Origin of the sequence: Trichocoleus sp. Lan, from assembly GCF_039961855.1 — a bacterium.
Taxonomy (GTDB): domain Bacteria; phylum Cyanobacteriota; class Cyanobacteriia; order Cyanobacteriales; family FACHB-T130; genus FACHB-T130.
Genome location: NZ_JAMPKA010000009.1, coordinates 131,335 through 150,507, shown reverse-complemented (window position 1 = coordinate 150,507; position 19,173 = coordinate 131,335). Strand labels below are relative to the sequence as shown.

The 19,173-nt window shown below is 46.5% G+C and carries 17 protein-coding genes and 1 pseudogene; 11 read left to right on the top strand and 7 right to left on the bottom strand.

What is annotated here, in order from left to right; all coding sequences use genetic code 11:
- Positions 1 to 6: 6 nt before the first annotated feature.
- Positions 7 to 609: a methyltransferase domain-containing protein gene (locus NDA03_RS10500; RefSeq protein WP_339380615.1), complete on the bottom strand. Its 603-nt coding sequence runs from the start codon at positions 607 to 609 to the stop codon at positions 7 to 9.
- A 251-nt stretch (positions 610 to 860) separates the two neighbouring features.
- On the opposite strand from NDA03_RS10500, the gene NDA03_RS10495 reads away from it, so the two are divergent.
- From NDA03_RS10495 to NDA03_RS10485, 3 genes are all read left to right on the top strand, one after another.
- On the top strand, positions 861 to 1,733 hold the full coding sequence (locus NDA03_RS10495) for a glycosyltransferase family 2 protein (protein ID WP_190411848.1): 873 nt from the start codon (positions 861 to 863) through the stop codon (positions 1,731 to 1,733).
- Complete coding sequence (locus NDA03_RS10490; protein WP_190411849.1) at positions 1,730 to 2,932, top strand: glycosyltransferase family 4 protein; 1,203 nt, start codon at positions 1,730 to 1,732, stop codon at positions 2,930 to 2,932. Before NDA03_RS10495 ends, NDA03_RS10490 begins: the two co-directional genes overlap by 4 nt.
- A 146-nt stretch (positions 2,933 to 3,078) precedes the next feature.
- Positions 3,079 to 4,344 (top strand): glycosyltransferase family 4 protein, encoded by a 1,266-nt coding sequence (locus tag NDA03_RS10485; protein WP_348237980.1) that lies wholly within the window; start codon positions 3,079 to 3,081, stop codon positions 4,342 to 4,344.
- On the opposite strand, the gene NDA03_RS10480 is transcribed toward NDA03_RS10485, so the two are convergent.
- Together NDA03_RS10480 and NDA03_RS10475 are read right to left on the bottom strand one after the other, a co-directional pair.
- Complete coding sequence (locus NDA03_RS10480) at positions 4,335 to 5,666, bottom strand: TIGR03279 family radical SAM protein (RefSeq protein WP_348237979.1); 1,332 nt, start codon at positions 5,664 to 5,666, stop codon at positions 4,335 to 4,337. The two genes, NDA03_RS10485 and NDA03_RS10480, sit on opposite strands and share 10 nt — an antisense overlap.
- Before the next feature lie 55 nt (positions 5,667 to 5,721).
- Positions 5,722 to 6,687 (bottom strand): undecaprenyl-diphosphate phosphatase, encoded by a 966-nt coding sequence (locus NDA03_RS10475; protein ID WP_348237978.1) that lies wholly within the window; start codon positions 6,685 to 6,687, stop codon positions 5,722 to 5,724.
- Positions 6,688 to 7,069: 382 nt separating this feature from the next.
- Here NDA03_RS10475 and NDA03_RS10470 point away from each other — a divergent pair, with 382 nt between their 5' ends.
- The gene (locus tag NDA03_RS10470; protein WP_348237999.1) at positions 7,070 to 7,735 is read left to right on the top strand and encodes a DUF3120 domain-containing protein; all 666 of its coding nucleotides are present in this window, start codon (positions 7,070 to 7,072) and stop codon (positions 7,733 to 7,735) included.
- A gap of 139 nt (positions 7,736 to 7,874) precedes the next feature.
- Positions 7,875 to 8,864 (top strand): FHA domain-containing protein, encoded by a 990-nt coding sequence (locus NDA03_RS10465; RefSeq protein WP_190411854.1) that lies wholly within the window; start codon positions 7,875 to 7,877, stop codon positions 8,862 to 8,864.
- A 14-nt stretch (positions 8,865 to 8,878) separates the two neighbouring features.
- On the opposite strand, the gene lipB is transcribed toward NDA03_RS10465, so the two are convergent.
- Entirely contained in the window at positions 8,879 to 9,574 is a 696-nt protein-coding gene (gene lipB, locus NDA03_RS10460) for a lipoyl(octanoyl) transferase LipB (protein WP_348237977.1), read from the bottom strand.
- Positions 9,575 to 10,072: 498 nt separating this feature from the next.
- Here lipB and raiA point away from each other — a divergent pair, with 498 nt between their 5' ends.
- Together raiA and NDA03_RS10450 are read left to right on the top strand one after the other, a co-directional pair.
- The gene (gene raiA / locus NDA03_RS10455; RefSeq protein ID WP_190411856.1) at positions 10,073 to 10,729 is read left to right on the top strand and encodes a ribosome-associated translation inhibitor RaiA; all 657 of its coding nucleotides are present in this window, start codon (positions 10,073 to 10,075) and stop codon (positions 10,727 to 10,729) included.
- 586 nt (positions 10,730 to 11,315) lie between these two features.
- Positions 11,316 to 11,723, top strand: coding sequence for a hypothetical protein (locus tag NDA03_RS10450; RefSeq protein ID WP_190411857.1), 408 nt, complete (start codon positions 11,316 to 11,318; stop codon positions 11,721 to 11,723).
- A 23-nt stretch (positions 11,724 to 11,746) separates the two neighbouring features.
- On the opposite strand, the gene NDA03_RS10445 is transcribed toward NDA03_RS10450, so the two are convergent.
- Entirely contained in the window at positions 11,747 to 12,646 is a 900-nt protein-coding gene (locus NDA03_RS10445; RefSeq protein WP_190411858.1) for a metal ABC transporter permease, read from the bottom strand.
- A gap of 148 nt (positions 12,647 to 12,794) precedes the next feature.
- The gene (locus tag NDA03_RS10440; protein ID WP_242031488.1) at positions 12,795 to 13,565 is read right to left on the bottom strand and encodes a metal ABC transporter ATP-binding protein; all 771 of its coding nucleotides are present in this window, start codon (positions 13,563 to 13,565) and stop codon (positions 12,795 to 12,797) included.
- Between the two features lie 141 nt (positions 13,566 to 13,706).
- Here NDA03_RS10440 and NDA03_RS10435 point away from each other — a divergent pair, with 141 nt between their 5' ends.
- Positions 13,707 to 14,750, top strand: a complete 1,044-nt coding sequence (locus NDA03_RS10435) for a metal ABC transporter substrate-binding protein (protein ID WP_348237976.1) — start codon at positions 13,707 to 13,709, stop codon at positions 14,748 to 14,750.
- Positions 14,751 to 14,980: 230 nt separating this feature from the next.
- On the opposite strand, the gene NDA03_RS10430 is transcribed toward NDA03_RS10435, so the two are convergent.
- The gene (locus NDA03_RS10430) at positions 14,981 to 15,439 is read right to left on the bottom strand and encodes a DUF3592 domain-containing protein (RefSeq protein WP_348237975.1); all 459 of its coding nucleotides are present in this window, start codon (positions 15,437 to 15,439) and stop codon (positions 14,981 to 14,983) included.
- 253 nt (positions 15,440 to 15,692) lie between these two features.
- Here NDA03_RS10430 and deoC point away from each other — a divergent pair, with 253 nt between their 5' ends.
- The 3 genes and pseudogenes from deoC to NDA03_RS10415 all read left to right on the top strand — a co-directional run bounded on the left by deoC (position 15,693) and on the right by NDA03_RS10415 (position 19,171).
- Complete coding sequence (gene deoC / locus NDA03_RS10425; protein ID WP_190411862.1) at positions 15,693 to 16,382, top strand: deoxyribose-phosphate aldolase; 690 nt, start codon at positions 15,693 to 15,695, stop codon at positions 16,380 to 16,382.
- 86 nt (positions 16,383 to 16,468) lie between these two features.
- Positions 16,469 to 17,493 (top strand): annotated as a pseudogene (recO, locus tag NDA03_RS10420) (DNA repair protein RecO).
- Positions 17,477 to 19,171: an MFS transporter gene (locus NDA03_RS10415; protein ID WP_348237974.1), complete on the top strand. Its 1,695-nt coding sequence runs from the start codon at positions 17,477 to 17,479 to the stop codon at positions 19,169 to 19,171. Before recO ends, NDA03_RS10415 begins: the two are co-directional and overlap by 17 nt.
- Positions 19,172 to 19,173: the final 2 nt, after the last annotated feature.

Here is a 19,173-nt window from a genome sequence, read left to right as displayed (position 1 = left end):
CAACTATTATTTAATACATTCCATAAATAGGGATTCTGGGCGTTCTTCTCGTTCTGCAATCCCTGGTATTTTACTGTCTCGGTAGTGGCCTCTAACCACTTCCCGAAATCCAGTATCCAAGAGAATTTTTCGCAACGAATTTTCGTTATAGTGCCAGTGGTGGCGATTTTTTTCTAACGTCTGCGTTGCTTCTAAAAATTCTGTCAAAAATACTTCAGGACAGCTAGGATTGTAGCTCTTTATTAATTGATCGAGGTCTGGAACTGCAACCCGAAATATTCCACCTGGCTTCAGAACTCGATAAACTTCAGAGATACAATTTAAAGCGCCTTCCAAGTATAAATGCTCAAGTACATGAGATGTATATGCTGCATCAACACTATTATCAGACCAGGGAAATTTTTTAGTCAGATCCAGATATGTAAGCTGACGAAAAATTCCTTTTTGATGCTCGTCATATCGTTCTCGATCGAGCTTCCCTACTTTATACATGAGATCAGGTAAAAAGGGGATTTTTGAAACCCAGATATGAGGAGTAATATCTGTATTGATCCAGCCAGAAAAAATGCGGTCGAAAGAGCCTAAATTTAATTTCATTGCCTCAGACATATTGTTAACCTCAGAAAGTGAATTAAGCCGCTATAAACTAGCTTAATAAAAACCAATATCAAGAATATTGAAAATATTCTTTAATTTTAGAAAAGGTAAGCTTAGGGCTTGCTAAATTGTAGAATATAGGTTGACCAAAAAAAGTAATTACGTTGATACATTGTTCATGCTTCTAATTTTAGTATTCCCAAGTTCAGGAATAATATAGCTATTATGACAACTAACATTTATTTTAATAATGTGAGGCGCTGATGGAAAATACTAGCATAGCTGTTCTTATCACTTGCTATAACCGCAAGCAAAAGACTTTAGCAAGTCTAGAGGCACTTTTCAACCAGGTACTCCCAACTAACGTTAATCTTTGGGTCTATCTTGTAGATGACGGCAGTACTGACGGTACAGCAGCAGCCGTCAACCAACATTATCCTCAAGTAAAGATTATCCAGGGAGATGGAAATTTATTCTGGAATGGAGGAATGCGAGTGGCATTTTCTGAAGCCATTAAGCACCCTCATGATTATCATCTCTGGCTGAATGATGACACGCTAATTTACCCAGAAGCTTTAAGTAATTTGCTGACAACCTCTCATTTTTTAGCCTCGCAAGGAAATGCAGCAGCCATTGTAACCGGGGCGACTTGCGATCCGGAGACGAATACGGTTTCTTATGGCGGCGTTGTGAAAAGTACGTGGTGGCATCCCTTCAAATTTCGCTGGCTAGAACCGAGCCAAAAAGCTATACGATGTGACACCATGCATGGAAATTGTGTATTGATTCCTAAAGAGATATTCCAAGCAATCGGAAACTTAGATCCTGACTTTAAGCATTATGCGGGAGACTTCGATTATGGGTTACGCGCGAGACGAAAAGGATATACGGTTTGGCTAGCTCCAGGCTACATCGGAACCTGTTCCGGAAACCCTCTGTACGCAAACTGGATGGATTCTAATTTGCCGATTCGCGAACGATGGCAAAAGGCAGAACAACCTAAAAATTTTACATTTCAAGAAAGGAAGTTATTTGCTCAGCGCCATGCTGGAATTTTATGGCCTATTTATTGGTTGCTGCCCTACAGAAAATTGCTTTTCTCAAGCTTTAGCAAACGGGGACAGGTGGGAACATGAAAATTAGAAATTCTGACGATACAGAATTAAAAGTAGACGATCTCCGCATTGCTATTGCGATCCCCTCAGTCGAATTTGGCTCTTACTGGCGACCTGTTTTGTACGAACTTACGAAAATCTGTAAGAATACAATTTTTTATACTGGCTGTCTTTGGCCGAAATTCGATGCTGATGCTCCAGGAGCTTCCGCGGTTAAACTTGTAGGAAAATTTAAATTTGTAGAGGCAACTCAAGTATCGGGTGGCTATGGTCGCGGTTTTATGGTAGCTTCCCCAAAGATTGTGAATGAGTTACTTGAGTTTAAACCTCATGTTGTTTTTGTCAGCGCTTTTTCTATATGGACTGTTTTAGCACTGCTTTTCAAACCCTTGGGAGGTTGGAAAGTTGTAATCATTTATGATGGCAGTTCGCCGAATACAAATTTTGAAGATTCTAAACTTCGTACCTTTTCGCGTCGTTTAATGGTTAAATTTACAGATGCTTTTATTGCTAATAGTAACGATGGCAAAAAGTATCTTTATAAGGTAATTGGAGCTGAGGAAAGGAGAATTTTTACAAAAACTTATCTGGTGCCTGAACCCCAAGCTTTGCGGGAACGTCTTGAAGCTGCAAAACCTAGTGAACTAAAGCTAAAGCGTCCGGTTTTTCTATTTGTCGGGCAAGTGATTTCTAGAAAAGGAATAAAGTCGTTGTTGGAGGCATGTTCTCTTCTTACAAGTCAGGGATATTCTGATTATTCGCTGGTAATTATTGGGGATGGAGCGCAACGTGAGGAATTGGAAGTTTTTGTTAAAAACAATAATCTAACAGAGCGTGTGACCTGGACAGGATGGTTAGATTACGGGCAACTAGGGGCATATTTTCAGGATGCCGATGTCTTTGTTTTTCCTACCTTTGAAGATGTATGGGGAATGGTGGTGCTAGAGGCGATGGTATTTGGCAAACCCATATTGTGTTCTAAAGGTGCAGGCGCTTATGAAATGGTGATAGAAGGAGAAAATGGGTATTTGTTTGAATCGCAAAACCCAGAAGAAATTGCTGAAGGAATGCGCCGTTTTATAGATAATCCAGAGCTTGCTGCCTCAATGGGAGAAAAATCAAAGCAGTTGATCGGGCAGTACACTCCAGAGGCAGCAGCCAAATCGATGGCAGAAGTAGCAATGAATGTTTTACAAAAAATTCAAATAAATGCCGAATGATATTGAATTGAGACAGCACTTCTAAAATTGCGTTTCTCAGCTTAGGCTGGAAACCATAAAAATAATTTTGGGTAAATGGGTAATTTTGAAAGTGGGTGGGAACTATAGATAGAGAAAACGGCTAATTTTATAAAAGGTAAAAGCCTATGAAAATCCTTCTATCTGCATACGCTTGTGAGCCTGGGTGTGGCTCTGAGGAAGGGGTAGGCTGGAATACAGTTCGGCAAGTAGCAAATCATCACGAAGTTTGGGTGTTAACTCGAATTGGTTATCGTGCAGCAATTGAAGCCGAGCTAGCTTGTCACCCGGTTCCCAATTTACACTTTATTTATTTCGATCCATTTAATTGGACGGAAGATTGGCGAAATAAACAAGGGTTAGTGCAACTTCATTACTACCTTTGGCAAATACAAGCTTATTTTTTGGCAAGGCGGCTCCATCGGGAGATTGGCTTTGACTTGGTGCGTCATGTTACTTATGTGAAACACTGGTCTCCTAGCTTTTTAGCCCTATTGCCAGTCCCCTTCATTTGGGGGCCTGTCGGAGGCGCTGAATCGGCTCCAAAAGCTTTCTGGAAAGATTTTAGTCGGCGTGGCAAGGTTTACGAATTGCTGCGAAACTTCGCTCAATCGCTGGGTGAACAAGATCCATTTGTGCGGCTGACTGCAAAGCGAAGTTGTGTAGGATTAGCAACCACTGAGGAAACGGCAGAACGGTTGCGATCGCTTGGAGTGAAAAATGTCCAAATCGCTTCGCAAGTAGGTTTATCTAAGGAAGAAATTAGTCAATTGGCACACCATATTGTGCCTGATGATAGCCCCATCCGTTTTATTACCGTGGGTCGCCTCATCCACTGGAAAGGAGTCCATCTGGGAATTCGAGCTTTTGCTTTGGCTCAAATTCCCCACGCAGAATACTGGATTGTAGGAGATGGACGGGAACGGCAACAATTGGAAGCGATCGCTCACTCATTGGGAGTGGCGGATAGAGTTCGCTTTTGGGGGGCTTTACCGCGCCAGGAAACCCTATCTAAAATCGGGCATTGCCACGTTCTCGTTCACCCCAGCCTGCACGAATCTGGGGGGTTTGTTTGTGCGGAAATGATGGCGGCGGGGCGTCCAGTCATTTGCTTGGATTTGGGAGGGCCAGCCGTACAGGTAACAGAGGAAACTGGGATTAAAGTGGCTGCGATAGATCCCGAACAAGTCGCACGCGACATAGCTGCTGCGATGACTCGTTTAGCGGAAGATCCAGTGTTACGGGTGCGAATGGGACAAGCAGGACAAAAGCGGGTGAAGGAAGTCTTTGACTGGGATCTCAAGGAAAGGCTTTTGCTCGATTTGTATGAAAAAATGCTGCCTCAGTCTGTTATCGTCCCTTCACTTACTAAGGGATTAAGGGATCAAGGGTGAATGCAGGCGTCGATGAGTTCTTGGATGCCATTGATGGGCAAGATTGGTGTACCCAACTCAGTGGCGAGTTGTTCCACAGTCATGTCATCTAGGAAGCAAGAATCGTCATGTTTTAGCATGACTGAGGGGAGGAGAATGCGATCGCCCAAATCTCTTCCCTTTAGTTTCAGCAAATCTTGACCCGTTAACAAGCCAGTGACGCTAATCTCTTGTCCCCAGTATTCGCTACGCAACGCCGCCAGATTTACTTGCAGTCCTTCCACTTGATTCAGACGTTGCAAGATAGGCTCAAAGGCTTTTTCCACTGCATTCCCCACCACCCAAGTTAATTTTTGGGATGTTTTTAAACGTCGCGGCAATTTTTTCGCGGCAACCTGCTGAAATTCCTTGAGAAATTGGCGAATCGAACCGACTCCATTGCCGATTTGAGGATAGTCTTCGTAGTCTGATTCAGGCGGTAACTCTTGCCCAGCAATTAAAAACCACTCGTCGGCTAACCAGGCGAAAGTAGATCCCATCTGGGTGCGGAATTTCTCCTGGAGTGCCTGGACTTGCAAAATCACTTCAGCGGCTTTCTGGGGCGTCACTGGGGTTAGTTCGTCTTCGGTTGGACGGAAACGTGTCAAACCGACCGGAACTACTGCCACAGAGGCGACAGCCGGGATATCTCCCTTGTGAAAAGAGGCTAAATCCCCCAGGGTAGTCTCTAGGCGATCGCCATCGTTGATGCCGGGACAGAGAACAACCTGGGCATGGATTTGCAGACGCCGTTCTTGAAACCACCGCAGTTGCTGCAAAATCTCAGCGGCGCGGGGATTTTTTAACAGGCGGCTGCGGACTTCTGGTTCGGTAGCATGGATGGAAACGTAGAGGGGAGAGAGGCGCATCTGCTCAATCCTGTCCCATTCCCTCTGGGTGAGATTGGTCAGGGTTAAGTATGAGCCATAGAGAAAGCTGAGGCGGTAGTCGTCATCTTTGAGATAAAGCGATCGCCTTTTACCGGGAGGCTGTTGATCAATGAAGCAAAAAGGACAGCGGTTATTACACTGAATTAAGCCATCAAATAGGGCAGTTTCAAATTCCAACCCCAAGTCATCGTCGTAGTCTTTCTCAATTTCCACCGAGTGGCTTTTGCCAGCAGTATCTAAAACTTCCAGTTCCAGCACTTCATCCGCACACAAAAACTGGTAGTCAATAAGGTCGCGGGGGCGCATCCCGTTGATGGAAACAATTGCATCTCCCGGTTCAAACCCGACTTCGGCAGCAATGGAGTCGGGGAGGACTTGGGTAATTAAGGCTGGACGAATAGAAATCTCGCTCATAAAACTAGGAGGAAACGAACCGCTTCAGGTACGGAGGGAGGAGAAGAAAAAGTAATTAAATATTAGGGATTAGTTTGACAAAGATCGCGCCCAAGATAGCTATTCCAAATGCTAACCGATACCAAATAAATACCCACGTACTCTGGGTTTGCAGGAAGCGCAGCAGCCACGCGATCGCGAGATAGGAAAATACTCCAGCTGAGATGACTCCTGCCAGCAAAGGCAGCAGTCCACCATCTCCTAGTCCTGTTTCTAAAACACCTTTTAATTCCACTAACCCTGCCAGGGTAATTGCTGGGATTCCTAATAAAAAAGAAAAGCGGGCAGCGGTTGCCCGTTCTAAATTCATAAATAGTCCAGCAGTCAGGGTGGATCCGGAGCGAGAAACGCCGGGAATTAACGCCAAAGCCTGAGCCAATCCCATCAAAATGCCATCTTGAAGTGTTAATTGCGCAAAGTTACGCTTTTTCTTGCCAATGCGCTCGGCAATTCCCAATAATAAAGCCATGAAAATAGAGGCAATGGCGATCGCTGCCATACTCCGTAACGGGGAGTTGTCAAAGTCGGGAATAAACTTTTTGATCAGCAGTCCAAAAAAGAGGATGGGTAAGGTTCCCAAAACGATTCCCAGTGCCATACGGAAGTCGTTGGATTCGTAATTCTTGTGAGCGATCGCCTTAAAGGCACCCGTTGTAATTTGCGTCAAATCCCCCCAGAAATACCACAGCACTGCGGCAATACTGCCCAGCTGAATCACGGCGGTAAAGGCGACTCCTGGATCGCCCCATCCTAGCGCCACCGGCACCACCTTCAAATGCGCCGTACTGCTAATGGGCAGAAACTCAGTCAACCCTTGCACCATGCCTAGAACCACCGCTTGAAAGATATTCATCTGAGGTGTGGTTGCGGCAACGGGTGCCACGTCTTGCGCCCTTACCATCGCTTCTAAGGGGAAGGTCAACACAGTGCTGGCAGCACCGACACGAAGAATCGCCAATTTTTTACGTTTTGATACAGCCATGAAATCCTCTAATAAGCAGCATTCCAGACAAGTCAGCCTTTCTTCTTTCTTCTTTGCGAGTCACCGGCAGAGGCATCTTGCGCCACTACACATAACACAGGCATTACATAAGACGAGCAATTTTTAGAAAATCTCCGACTCTCAACGCCGAGTTTCTCCCAACTTCCCATTCATTTTCTGCCACCCTACTCCGAAAAGCCACTTGTATTGCTCAATAAAACTCAGCTAAGATTTCTATATCCCCCCCTAGGGCATTTTTCCTGTGATATCGTAAAAGATGTAAACTAAAGTAAAGAATATTAACAAAATCTTGTTTAACGATACCTGGTTTTCTAACTCATCTTCTTCTGTTCCTGGTAATCTCCCCCAGCCAAGTAAAACTCTGTTGGGGTTTTTTGATTGGGGAATCGGCACCCGCCAAGCTTGGTTAGTTTTCGCAGCTGCGTCTTTTCTGGTATCCGTGCCAGTGTTTGTGCAAGCCCCTTTAGTGCGGCTGCTACCAGAACTGAGTTTAGTAATGACAGCGGGATGGGTTTGGCTGAGTGTGGTTCTCAGACGGCGTCCTGCGACTCATGTGTGGGGAGATTTGCTGCTGGGATTTAGCTGGAGTTGGTTGGCAGGGTCGATTTATTGGGGCTGGCTGCGGTGGGAACCTACGATCCACTTGCCGGTGGAAGCAATTGGTTTACCGTTTGCCTTATGGTGTTTGAGCCGTCGTTGGGGTCTTGTCGGCAACCTATTTTATCTTGGCTCCCTGTTTGGCACGGCAGTAACAGATATATACTTCTACTTAGCTGGTTTGATTCCACACTGGCGAACCGTCATGCAAGTTGCACCAAGCGAGGCATCACTGGTTTTTCAAAGTGCGATCGCTCAAGTCAGCACCCCCTGGGGAATCAGTTGGGCACTCGTGCTTCTCGGAGTCCTATTAGGTGTTGGTCTGGTACCATTGCGATCGCGCCAGCTGCATTGGTGGGCCTTTGGTGGAGCCGTTTTGAGTACAATCTTGGTAGACGGTCTGTTTTGGCTGGCTGCTACTATGGCTTAAAAATATCTTGAAAGTGTCCCCTGAAAAATTTATTCATGTCGGGACATCTAGTTACAAAGGTTCCCAAATTACCCATCAAGCTCCAGAAGAAAGCTAAAATTTAACCACTCCATACGATGCGTCGTTGCTTCTCTAGCCTGTGGTGACTTTGCGACCCACTCCTTACTTACTCCTTCGTACCGAGTCCGGCAATCGCTATCTCCCCTTGGTAAGTAGTAACTGCTGGACAGTTGGTCGCAGTGACGACAACAATTTTGTGTTGCCGGATCGTTGGATTTCTCGCAACCATGCAATGTTGCAGTGTACCGAAACCGGCGAGTTCTACCTAATTGACCTAGGAAGTCGCAACGGCTCCTTTGTTAATGGCAGACGAGTCAGTATTCCAGTTACTTTACGCAATGGCGATCGCCTTACCTTTGGTCAGACGGATCTAGAGTTTCACTGTCCTACCGCCAACCGCAACAATGAGCCATTACCAAGCGGGGACAAGGATACGCTCACTTCGACTTTGCACGTACGCCGTCTGATGTCAGTCATGGTGGTAGACATCCGCGACTTCACAGTTCTCACCCGGCAACTAGATGAAAAAATATTATCGGCGGTGATTGGTACTTGGTTCCGTCATGCAGGAAATATCATCCGAGAGTATGGCAGCTGGGTTGATAAATATATTGGCGATGCGGTCATGGCGATTTGGTTTCATGGACCCCAAGGAGTGACCGATGAGGATATGCTCAACATTTGTCAAGCAGTGAGCGCCCTCCATAAAATCACAATGGATTTGAGTAATAAATATCCCGTGCCCTTTCCGCTGCGAATTGGGGCAGGAATTAATACGGGTTTTGCAATGGTTGGGAACACGGGTAGTGGCGATCGCCCCGATTACACCGCGATTGGGGATACGGTGAATGCGGCATTTCGTCTGGAATCTGCCACCAAGCAACTGGGTCTGGATATTGCTGTGGGAGAAACCACTCACGAATATCTCATCTCTTTAGCAAAGCAAGAGACTGGTTTTAAGCAATATATCGTCAATCTAAAGGGCTATGAAGTGCCCACCGTGACCTATGCAGGCTCCTACGCTGACTTAGATAGTTTTTTGCAGGTCAATACGCTCAATAAAGACTAAACAGCAATAAACAATTAGCAATTTTGCACAATTAGCTGAACGTGGAAAACTTCCGCAAAGGCTTTCGCCACTTCTTGGCGCACCTGGTGCAAGTCAATTCCGGGTACGAATTGGGCAAGACTGCCAACCGACTTATCAGCAATACCGCAGGGGACAATGCGCTCAAATCCGGTAAGGTCGGGACAAACATTTAAGGCAAAGCCGTGCATGGTAATCCACTTGCTGACCTTAATGCCAATCGCTGCTACCTTACAGCCTTCCAGCCAAACGCCAGTCATTCCGGCAACGCGATCGCCCTTTAACCCGTAAACATCCAGCACCCGAATCAATACCTCTTCTAACTGCCGCAAGTACCAGTGCAAATCTTGCTGGTAATAGCGCAGATTCAGGATTGGGTAACCCACCAGCTGACCCGGACAGTGGTATGTTACCTCACCCCCCCGTTCCACTCGGAAAACCTCCCAGTCGGTTGCTGCGGGGTCAAACTTAAGAAATTCTAGACTGGCTCCCTGCCCAAGCGTGTAAACCGGCGGATGCTCTAGCAAAATCAGGGCATCCGCCAGACTAGGATCGTTGATGCGTTCGGAAACCAGCGATCGCTGCCAGTCCCAAGCTGCCGAATAGGACATCTGCCCCCGATTGTATAACCAGAGTTGGCGCAGTTGCTCCGAGGCATTTCCGGCAGAACTTTCAGACTTACTTAAAATCATGGCAAAAATCAACAGTAATTTGACTTATATTTTTTGCATAATTAATCTGCTGCAATCAAGAAATGTCAAAAGATGCAAAGGATTCTGAAGAGAAGTCAAAGGCATAAGTTCTCTAGAATACAAAGTGCTAGTGTTGAAGTTATAACCTCAAGTGTTGAGGGAGGATGCCTCTTCAAAATAACCCCAAAGATAGACTTGGAGATCGCAACCAAGCTGGGGAATGTACATTAGTTAAATAGCACCCTAGGAAACCTAAACAAGAACATCGGCAGTTGCTTATTTGCGATAGGGCTGCTGACAACCCCTCTAGCTGAGGGACTGCCAGCAAGAACATCCTAGCAACAGTGTGAAATCGGGAAAAATTTGCTACTGCTCAAAGTTTTGGCTCCGTTCAACGTTTGCTAACACCAAAAAACGGGAACGCGATCGCTACTGAGAAAGCCGCAATTCTGCTGAGCTTTCTAAATTATCACAACGGTACAGCATGGAGTATCCGGTATGAAGCTTGTTATCCACGGCAAAAACATTGAAATTACCGACGCGATTCGTGAGTACGTAAATCAAAAAATTGACAAGGCAGTCAGCCACTTTCAGAGTTTGACGAGCGAAGTAAACGTGCATCTTAGTGTGGCTCGCAATCCCCGGATAAATCCAAAACAAGCCGCTGAGGTGACTATCTTTGCGAACGGTACAGTAATCCGTGCTGAAGAGAGTAGCGAGAGTCTCTACGCGAGCATCGACCTAGTTGCCGATAAAATTGCCCGCAAACTCCGGAAATATAAAGAAAAGCGTCTGGATAAGAAGACTCAGACTCAAATGAAGACTGGCATTGTGGTAGAACAAGAGCCAGTGCCAGAGGATCTCATTGGTTCTCGCACCCCCGAACTCCCCTCAGAAGTGGTGCGTACCAAGTACTTCGCAATGCCGCCAATGACGATGGACGAAGCCTTGGAACAGTTGCAACTGGTGGATCATGACTTCTATATGTTCCGCAATGCCGAAAGCGGTGAGATTAACGTTATTTATGAGCGCAACCACGGTGGTTATGGAGTGATTTTGCCGCGTAATGGGAATGGACATACCCATCACAAAAATGGCAAAACTGACAACCACAGCAGTGGAACGCCAGAGAAGTCAAGCTCTGCAAAGGCATAACCAGAACTGAAGAGTATCTAGATTCTCGTTCCCAGACTCTTAGTGGACTCTAACTTGATAAGGGAGGGGCATTCCTTGTGGATTCCCCTACCTTCCTGATTTCATTTTTCTTGCAGATCGCACCCATCACTACTATCCTGGTGTTGATTCCAATTTAGGTTGCGATCGCTTTCCCAGCCTCATTACGAAACTGAGCGATCGCACCTTGCATTGCTCGTAGTTCATCTTCTGAAATTCTTAAACAATTTGTCTACATAACACTTTGTTGAAACCTTAATTTCTAACGATCAACACAAACAAGAAATTAGATAAACTCAGCGCCGCAGTAGTTTTATCCCTGGGTTTTCTTAGGCAGCCACTTGCAGGGATAGGTCAACTAAGTGCTGCTGTTTTTCCCTTCAAAATCAACCAGATGCAGTTGAAACTTCAAAACAACTTCTTCCTCAATTTTTAAAGGAGCTAGTTGGCAATAAGTAGGATTGTCGTTGCGATGAGTGGGTCAACATGACCAAACCTATATTAAGCCAGAGGATGAGAAGGATAAACAAGTATTAACCTGAGACAAGCGGGTTGTACAAAAAACAGGTTGGTAGAGAAAAAGGAAGGTAAAGTCATTATGCATGAGGTATCAGAGGAACACGCGAAGGCCGCAGAGGAACACGCGAAGGTCTCAGAGGGACATGGGAAGTTAATCGAGGAGGTAGGAAAGACTCTAAAGGAGCGTGGAAAGAGCGCCCAAGAGCATGGAAAGTTGATAGAAGAGTACGGAAAGGCCACACAGCAGCATGCGAAGGCATCGCAGCAGCACGCGAAGGCATCGCAGCAGCATGATGGAAACTCAACAGAGGAATTCGTGAAAGCTGCACAGGAACACTCCAAGGCAACAGAAAAACATACCAAAGCAGTCAAGGAGTTCCTCCAGGTAGCACAGGAGTTCGTCCAGGTAGCACAGGAGCAGGTAGAGACATCCAAGAAATTGTTGGACAAACGATAACTTGATTTGGATATCTATATGCCTTACGAGCGCGATCGCATCAGCTGTTTCAACTCTCGCCAAACTGGCGAGAGTTGTCCAAAATCCGATTGTTTATTCGTGAAGATTCCGTAGCTAGGGCTGAATAATAAAGCTAAAACAAATAATCCTGATGCAACTAATACAATCGCTGGGCCGGAGGGCAAATTTTGGTAATAACTGAGGTACATCCCGCTGATGCTGGAAATAATGCCAATCCCCGCCCCAACTATCATCACATTGTGCAGCCGCTTCACTAATAGATAGGCGGTTGCTCCTGGTGTAATTAACAGCGATAGCACTAGGATGACACCCACAGCTTTCATGCTGGCAACAATGGTTAAGGCAATCAGCAGCATTAAGCCAAAATTGAGCAAGTTAGTAGGCAATCCCGCTGCCTGCGCTCCCAATGGATCGAAGGTATAAAATAATAATTCTTTGTACAGTAGGACGACCACCAATAGGACAATTGCGGCAATGATCGCAGTGTCGCGGACTTCTTCAACGGTAACACCCAAGATATTGCCAAATAAGAAGTGATTGAGGTCAATTTTGTTATCTTTTTGGATCGTGGTAATTAAGGTGACGCCGAGGGCAAAAAAGGCAGAGAAAACAATACCCATTGCGGCATCTTCTTTAATTGGCGATCGCGTTCTGATCCAAGCGATCGCCATCGTACTCAAAACCCCGGCAATAAATGCCCCGACAAAGATATTGGCACCTACCATAAACGCGATCGCTAACCCTGGCAAAACCGAGTGGCTGATGGCATCTCCCAACAATGCCAGCCGTTGCACCATCAGATAGCTACCGACAACAGCGCACAGCAAGCCGACGAGAATGGCAATAATCAGCGATCGCTGCATGAAGCCGTACTGCAACGGCTCAATCAACGCTTCTAACATAAAAATTTAGAGGATTCTAACCGCTCCAGGCGCAAAGGACACAAAGTTTAAGAGGGAGTGAGAAGTGATTTCTTTAATTTAAAACTCACTCCGGGCGGATTGATGAAATATATTTCTGGGCGGATAGATAATGAGATAAAGACCGCCTCTACGCCGCTGCTTCTGTAAAGAACATCACCTGCCCGCCATAGGCACGATACAGGTTTTCCTGACTCAGCACCTCGTGGCGCGAACCAGAGGCAATTAACTCAGTATTCAATAAAATTAAGTCATCAAAGTGGGTGATAGATGCCCCTAAGTCGTGATTGACAACGAGAACCGTTTTTCCAGCGTCGGCAAGGTCGCGGAAAATGTCAAAAATAATTGCTTGGGTTTTCTGATCGATCCCGGCAAACGGTTCATCAAAGCAGAAAACCTCTGCTTCTTGGGCTAAAGCCCGCGCTAAAAATACCCGCTGCTGCTGTCCTCCGGAGAGTTGTCCAATCGGGCGATCGCGATAATTGCTCATTCCCACCCGATCCAAAGCCTCTGCTGCCACCCGTCGGCTTACCGTAGAGAAGCGACGAAACCAGCCAGTTTTCTTGACACGCCCCATCATTACAGCATCCCAAACAGTCGCCGGATAAGTCCAGTCAATTTGCGATCGCTGTGGCACATAGGCTACCCGTTCCCGTTGCTCCATCAAAGGTCTATCGCCATACAGCACCGTGCCACCCGTCACGGGAATCAATCCCAACATCGCCTTCATCAAGGTACTTTTTCCCGCACCATTGGGGCCAATAATCCCCGTTAAACGTCCCGGTGCCACTACACAACTGACATTCCGTAGCGCCTCTACCGTACGGTACTGCACTCCCACCTGGCTGATTTTAATTGCTGTAGATGCCTCTAGCGAGGCGGCTGGCAGATGGCAAACCATTTTTGCCCAATCGGTATCAGGAGAGAAGGTGGCAGTATTCATAGGGTGGTTTTATCTTGCTTTCTTTTTAGATTACTCTAATAATGAAAAGAATATGAAAACATCTATAAAGAGAAATAATCTAAAAGATAGGTGAAATTGATGGTACAGCGCTCTAGGCTCTTCCAAAAGGTAAAAGAAAGTAATTTTTGCCTTTCCAAGGCAAAATCGGGGAATCCTCTGGCTCTGGTTTCTAGCCTTTGCCTAGGAATTCTCTTGCCTTTTGCCTTATCCAGCTGTACCCAGCCTTCCTCAAATCGTGCAAATCCAATTGCAAATGGTAAACCTAATGTAGTTGCCACTAGCACTATCATTGAAGACTTGGCTGCGGAGGTGGCGGGAGACGAAATTCAGCTCCAAGGCATTCTTAAACCGGGAACCGATCCCCATGTTTATGAACCTGTGCCTCAAGATAGTCAGGCTTTAGAGAAAGCGAACCTGATTCTATATAACGGCTATAACCTGGAGCCAGGGCTGATTAAACTGATGAACGCAACCGGCGGCAAGATTCGCAAAGTTGCTGTAGGGGAAGTTGTGAAGTCTTTGCAACTGGATAAAGGCAGAGGAGAAGTGGTGCCAGATCCCCATGTTTGGGGCGATGTTGATAACGTCATTCAAATGGTAAATGCCATTCGTGACGCCTTGATTGAGCTATCACCCGAAGACAGAGAGAAATTTACTCAGAATGCGGCGCAGCTAACGGGTGAATTAAAACAACTGGATAGTTGGATTACCCAGGAAATTAAAACGATTCCAGAAAATAAGCGCAAATTAGTAACAAGCCACGACGCTTTTCAATATTATGCTCGTGCCTATAGCATTCCCGTTGCTGGCACTTTGATTGGCATCAGTACAGAAGAACAACCCAGCGCCCAAACAGTAAAGCGATTAGTAGAATCTGTAAAGGCAGCGACTGTACCGACGATTTTTGCAGAAACAACGATTAACCCGGCTTTGATTAAGACTGTAGCCGAGGAATCTGGGGTAAAGTTAGCCCCACGCCAGCTCTATTCTGACTCGATTGGTGCTGCTGGTAGCGATGGAGATTCTTATATTAAGATGATGGTTGCGAATACCCGCGCTATTGTGGAAGCTTTAGGCGGGAAATATACGCCATTTGAGGTAGCAAAGACACCGAAAAAATAAGCTGTTTAGATAAACTAGCGTCAATTAAGATAAAGAGCGATCGCTTCCCTGTCTTCACCTGCATCAAACTGAGGCTAGAGTAGGTTACACAAAGCGATCTCTCTAAAACTTAGACTTTAAACTTAACTGTCTGATATCGGAAAAAAATTCCAAAATTCTTTTAACTGAGCTAAAAATTACTAGATATATTCTTTGTAAACCAAAATTTACTCCTAATTTATCAAAGATTCTTAATCAGCAAAATTCCCTGTAGTTTGAGATTTTTTGATAGGGAAAGAGTTAACAAGCATATTTAAACCTATTCCGGCAAAAAGACCACCCATCCCTAATAAAAAAATAGCTGCAAACCAAAGCGACCAAAAAGAGTTTATCTCTGCTTCGTTCGGACTATTAGGATTATAAATGATTGGAACAGATTGCCCAACTTGATATCCGGGTGGATTACTTCCCATATTGGATTCAACCTTTACGATCTCTCCATTTGGTGTCTGAAATTGGAATAAAGGGAAATAAATATGTGATTTTCTAGATGCTTGAAGTTTCAAATCAATGACAGTACCTGTAGTGGAGGACGAGTTTTTAATAAAATCTTGCGTTTGATGGTAATTTACAAAACTACCAAGTAGCATACCCGCTCCAACTACAAAAAATATGCTACCCATTGCCATTAACCCTTGCTTATCAGACATTTTCAACTTATTCTCCTTTTCCTAAAAATTTTTGAACTAAGTTTGCGACAGCTTAACTATCTAATTTCTCTCACTATCTTCTGGCTGGGAGTGTCAACCCCTCATCAGGTAAGGAAAGAACAACTGTCTATTTGGATGACCTGTACGATTAAAGCTACAGACAAGCCTGTAAAGATTCCGCGATCTTTTGTTTAATTTTTCTTAAATATCTGATAAAACTTAACAATAGGTGAGGTGAGCGAGAGGAGAAGCAATGGCTGTTACTCAGCCAAATATTGATATTGCTCCATTGATCGATCATGCGCTGCTAAATCCAACGGCTACTCCAGAGCAGGTTAAGCAGTGGTGTGAAGAAGCTGAAAGGTTTCAGTTCGCGGCAGTGTGCGTCTATCCGGCATACGTGCGGCAAGCGGCTGAGCTTCTCAAAGGCAGGCGGCCCAAAGTCTGTACAGTCATCGGTTTTCCCTCTGGAGCGACGACATCGGCGGTTAAGCTCTACGAAGCCCAAGAAGCCGTCGAAAATGGGGCGGTGGAATTGGATGTTGTCATCAACCAGGGTTGGCTGAAAATTGGGAAGACTGAGGAACTACACCGGGAAATTGCAGAAATTTGTGAAACGGGTCAAACTGTCAAGGCAATTTTGGAAACCACCCGCCTGACAGATGCAGAGAAACGACTGGCAGCGGAAATATGTATGGATGCAGGAGTGGCATTTTTAAAAACCAGCACTGGTTTGTTTGGGGGTGCCACAGTAGCGGATATCCAACTTTTGAAAGAAGTCGCACGAGAACGGGTCGGAATTAAAGCATCGGGGGGAATCCGTACCCCGGAGCAAGCCTTGGAGTTAATCATGGCAGGAGCGACGCGGTTAGGCACGTCGCACGGCCCCGATCTGATTCGTCAGCGCGATACGCTGGAGAAGGAGGGAAAGGGGAATTGGTAATGAGTAATCGGGAATGAGTCTGCTAACTCTTGACCCATTACCTCTTGATCAATTACCCATCACCTCTTGACCAATTACCCCACGTCATGAGTCGAACTTACAAAGCAACCGGAATCAATCTAAAGAGTATGGCGCTGGGCGAGTCTGACCGGCTGCTAACGATTTTGACCCCTGAATTTGGTTTGATTCGGGCTGTAGCACCGGGGGCACGCAAGCACCACTCGAAGCTAGGCGGTAGGAGTGCTTTGTTTGTAGTGAATGAGCTACTGATTGCCAAAGGGCGATCGCTCGATAAAATTACTCAGGCAGAAACGCTAGAATCTTTCCCCGGCTTAAGTCAGGATCTCCAAAAACTGACAGCCAGCCAATACTTGGCGGAAGTGGTTCTTTGTCAAGCGTTGAGCGATCAGCCGCAAATGGAATTGTATGAGCTGCTCAACGAACATCTGCATCGGTTAGAGCGGTTGCCTGCCAACAGCGCGGCTCTGGTTTTAGCTCACTTAGCCCACGGCGTGTTTCACCTGATGGCTTTGGCTGGCGTTGCGCCGCAGGTTCAACATTGTTGTGTCTCGCGGCATCCCCTGATGCCGGAATTTACCGATCCAGACTGGCGAGTTGGGTTTAGTACTGCTGCCGGTGGAACGGTGAGCTTACCAGCATTAGAACGGTTGCAAGCCGAAGCGCGATCGCGCACGTCTGGTAGTACAGCAAAAGGCATGGCAGTAAAGGAGAAATTCTCGCCTACAGCCATCGGCTTTTCATCTCAAGGTCAAAGCACAATGCCAGAGGAAGCCAGTGGGAACTACCAAACAGTTGTTCATCCACAAACGCCCTTGATGCTGAACACCAAACTGAACGCCATCGAGCTGGCGCTGCTACAGCAGCTGGCTCAGCCAGAGCTACCCCAGAACGGAAAAAGCAATGAAAAATTAACTCATCCGACATCCCTAACCCCTCATCCTTCCGAAGACTCCGCTTGGGTTTCAGTAGAGCAACTGTTACGTCAGTACGTCCAGTATCACTTTGGTCGGTCAATTCGCTCTGCTGCTTTGATGGATGCTTGTTTCTCGTCCCAGCTGAATTTATCCTGAACCATGATGCAACGGTATGATTCCGATCTACAAGCTCGAATGTCCCTAAGTCAGTCTAGACAGAGGATTGAGGACGGCGAACGGTGGACTGAGGAAGGAAAATTTCCTCGCTCTTCCGGACTCAGCGTTCCCGCTTCCGAGCGCCCCCACCCTGCTTTTACTGGATCGTCAACACCTACCACATCACGCCCCTTGTCTGACGAGCGCTTAACACCCCCTGAAACTTCTGAATGGGAAGAGGTTCGCCCTGCGATTTCTTTCCCCCACTCCCCGGTGGACGATGCTGTAACCCCAGAGATAGATACAGAAACAGAAACGGACGCTCCCTCAAATGGAGGGTTGAACCACAGCGCCTCACCGTCCAATCTGGTTGTCAATGAGGAAGTAAAGAATGAGGAAGTACAGGAGGACGCACAAGGATTTTTGCCGGTTCTAAAAAACCGGAATTTCCTGGCGCTATGGGGGGGACAAGTTTTCTCGCAGATAGCGGATAAGGTGTATCTGGTGCTGGTGATTGCATTGATTGCCACTCACTTTCAAGCACCCGATCAGACAATCAGCGTGTGGGTATCGGCGATCATGATGGCTTTTACGATTCCCGCCATACTGTTTGGTTCCGTGGCGGGTGTGTATGTGGATCGGTGGCCTAAGAAGGCAGTGCTAGTGGCAACGAACCTGCTGCGGGGGGCACTGGTTTTGGCAGTGCCACCGCTGCTGTGGATCTCGCATGGCTGGTTAACGCTTGGAGGGTTGCCGGTGGGATTCTGCATCCTGCTGGGATTAACGTTTCTGATTTCTACACTGACGCAGTTTTTTGCTCCTGCCGAGCAGTCAGTGATTCCGCTAGTTGTGGGACGCCATCATCTGCTTTCAGCGAACTCGCTGTACACGATGACAATGATGGCTTCAGTGATCGTGGGATTTGCCGTGGGAGAGCCGTTACTCGGAATTGCCGACACCTTGGTGGGACGCTTGGGTGGGGGAGCGGACATTGGCAAAGAATTGGTGGTGGGTGGCAGTTATGCGATCGCGGGATTGCTGTTGATGATCCTCCGCACAGGGGAAAAAACGAACGCTCCCGAACACGAATCACCCCATGTTTGGGAAGACCTGCGCGACGGACTGCGTTACCTAAACGAACAAAGCCGCGTTCGCAATGCCCTGATCCAACTGGTAATTTTATTTTCAGTTTTTGCGGCGCTGTCGGTTCTAGCTGTGCGGATGGCAGAAGTTATTCCTGGTTTGAAATCCTCTCAGTTCGGTTTTTTACTCGCAGCTGGTGGGGTTGGCATGGTTGGGGGGGCAACGGTGCTAGGACACTTTGGGCAGCGGTTCTCCCATACTCGGCTCAGCCTCTATGGTTCTATCGGAACGGCAGCCTCTTTGGTTGGTCTGGGATTGTTTACGAAGCAGCTATTGCTGGCATTCCTGTTGACAACGCTTTTGGGCTTTTTTGGGTCGCTGGTGGCTATCCCGATGCAGACAACCATCCAAGCCGAAACTCCCGACCAAATGCGAGGGAAAGTCTTTGGGTTACAAAACAACGTCATTAATATTGCTCTCAGCTTGCCTTTAGCCTTAGCAGGCGTTGCAGAGACGATTTTAGGGTTACAGGCAGTATTTCTCGGTTTAGCAGCGATTGCGATCGCAGGAGGACTCTTAACCTGGTATATTTCCGGTACAGGAAAAGAAAAGTGATG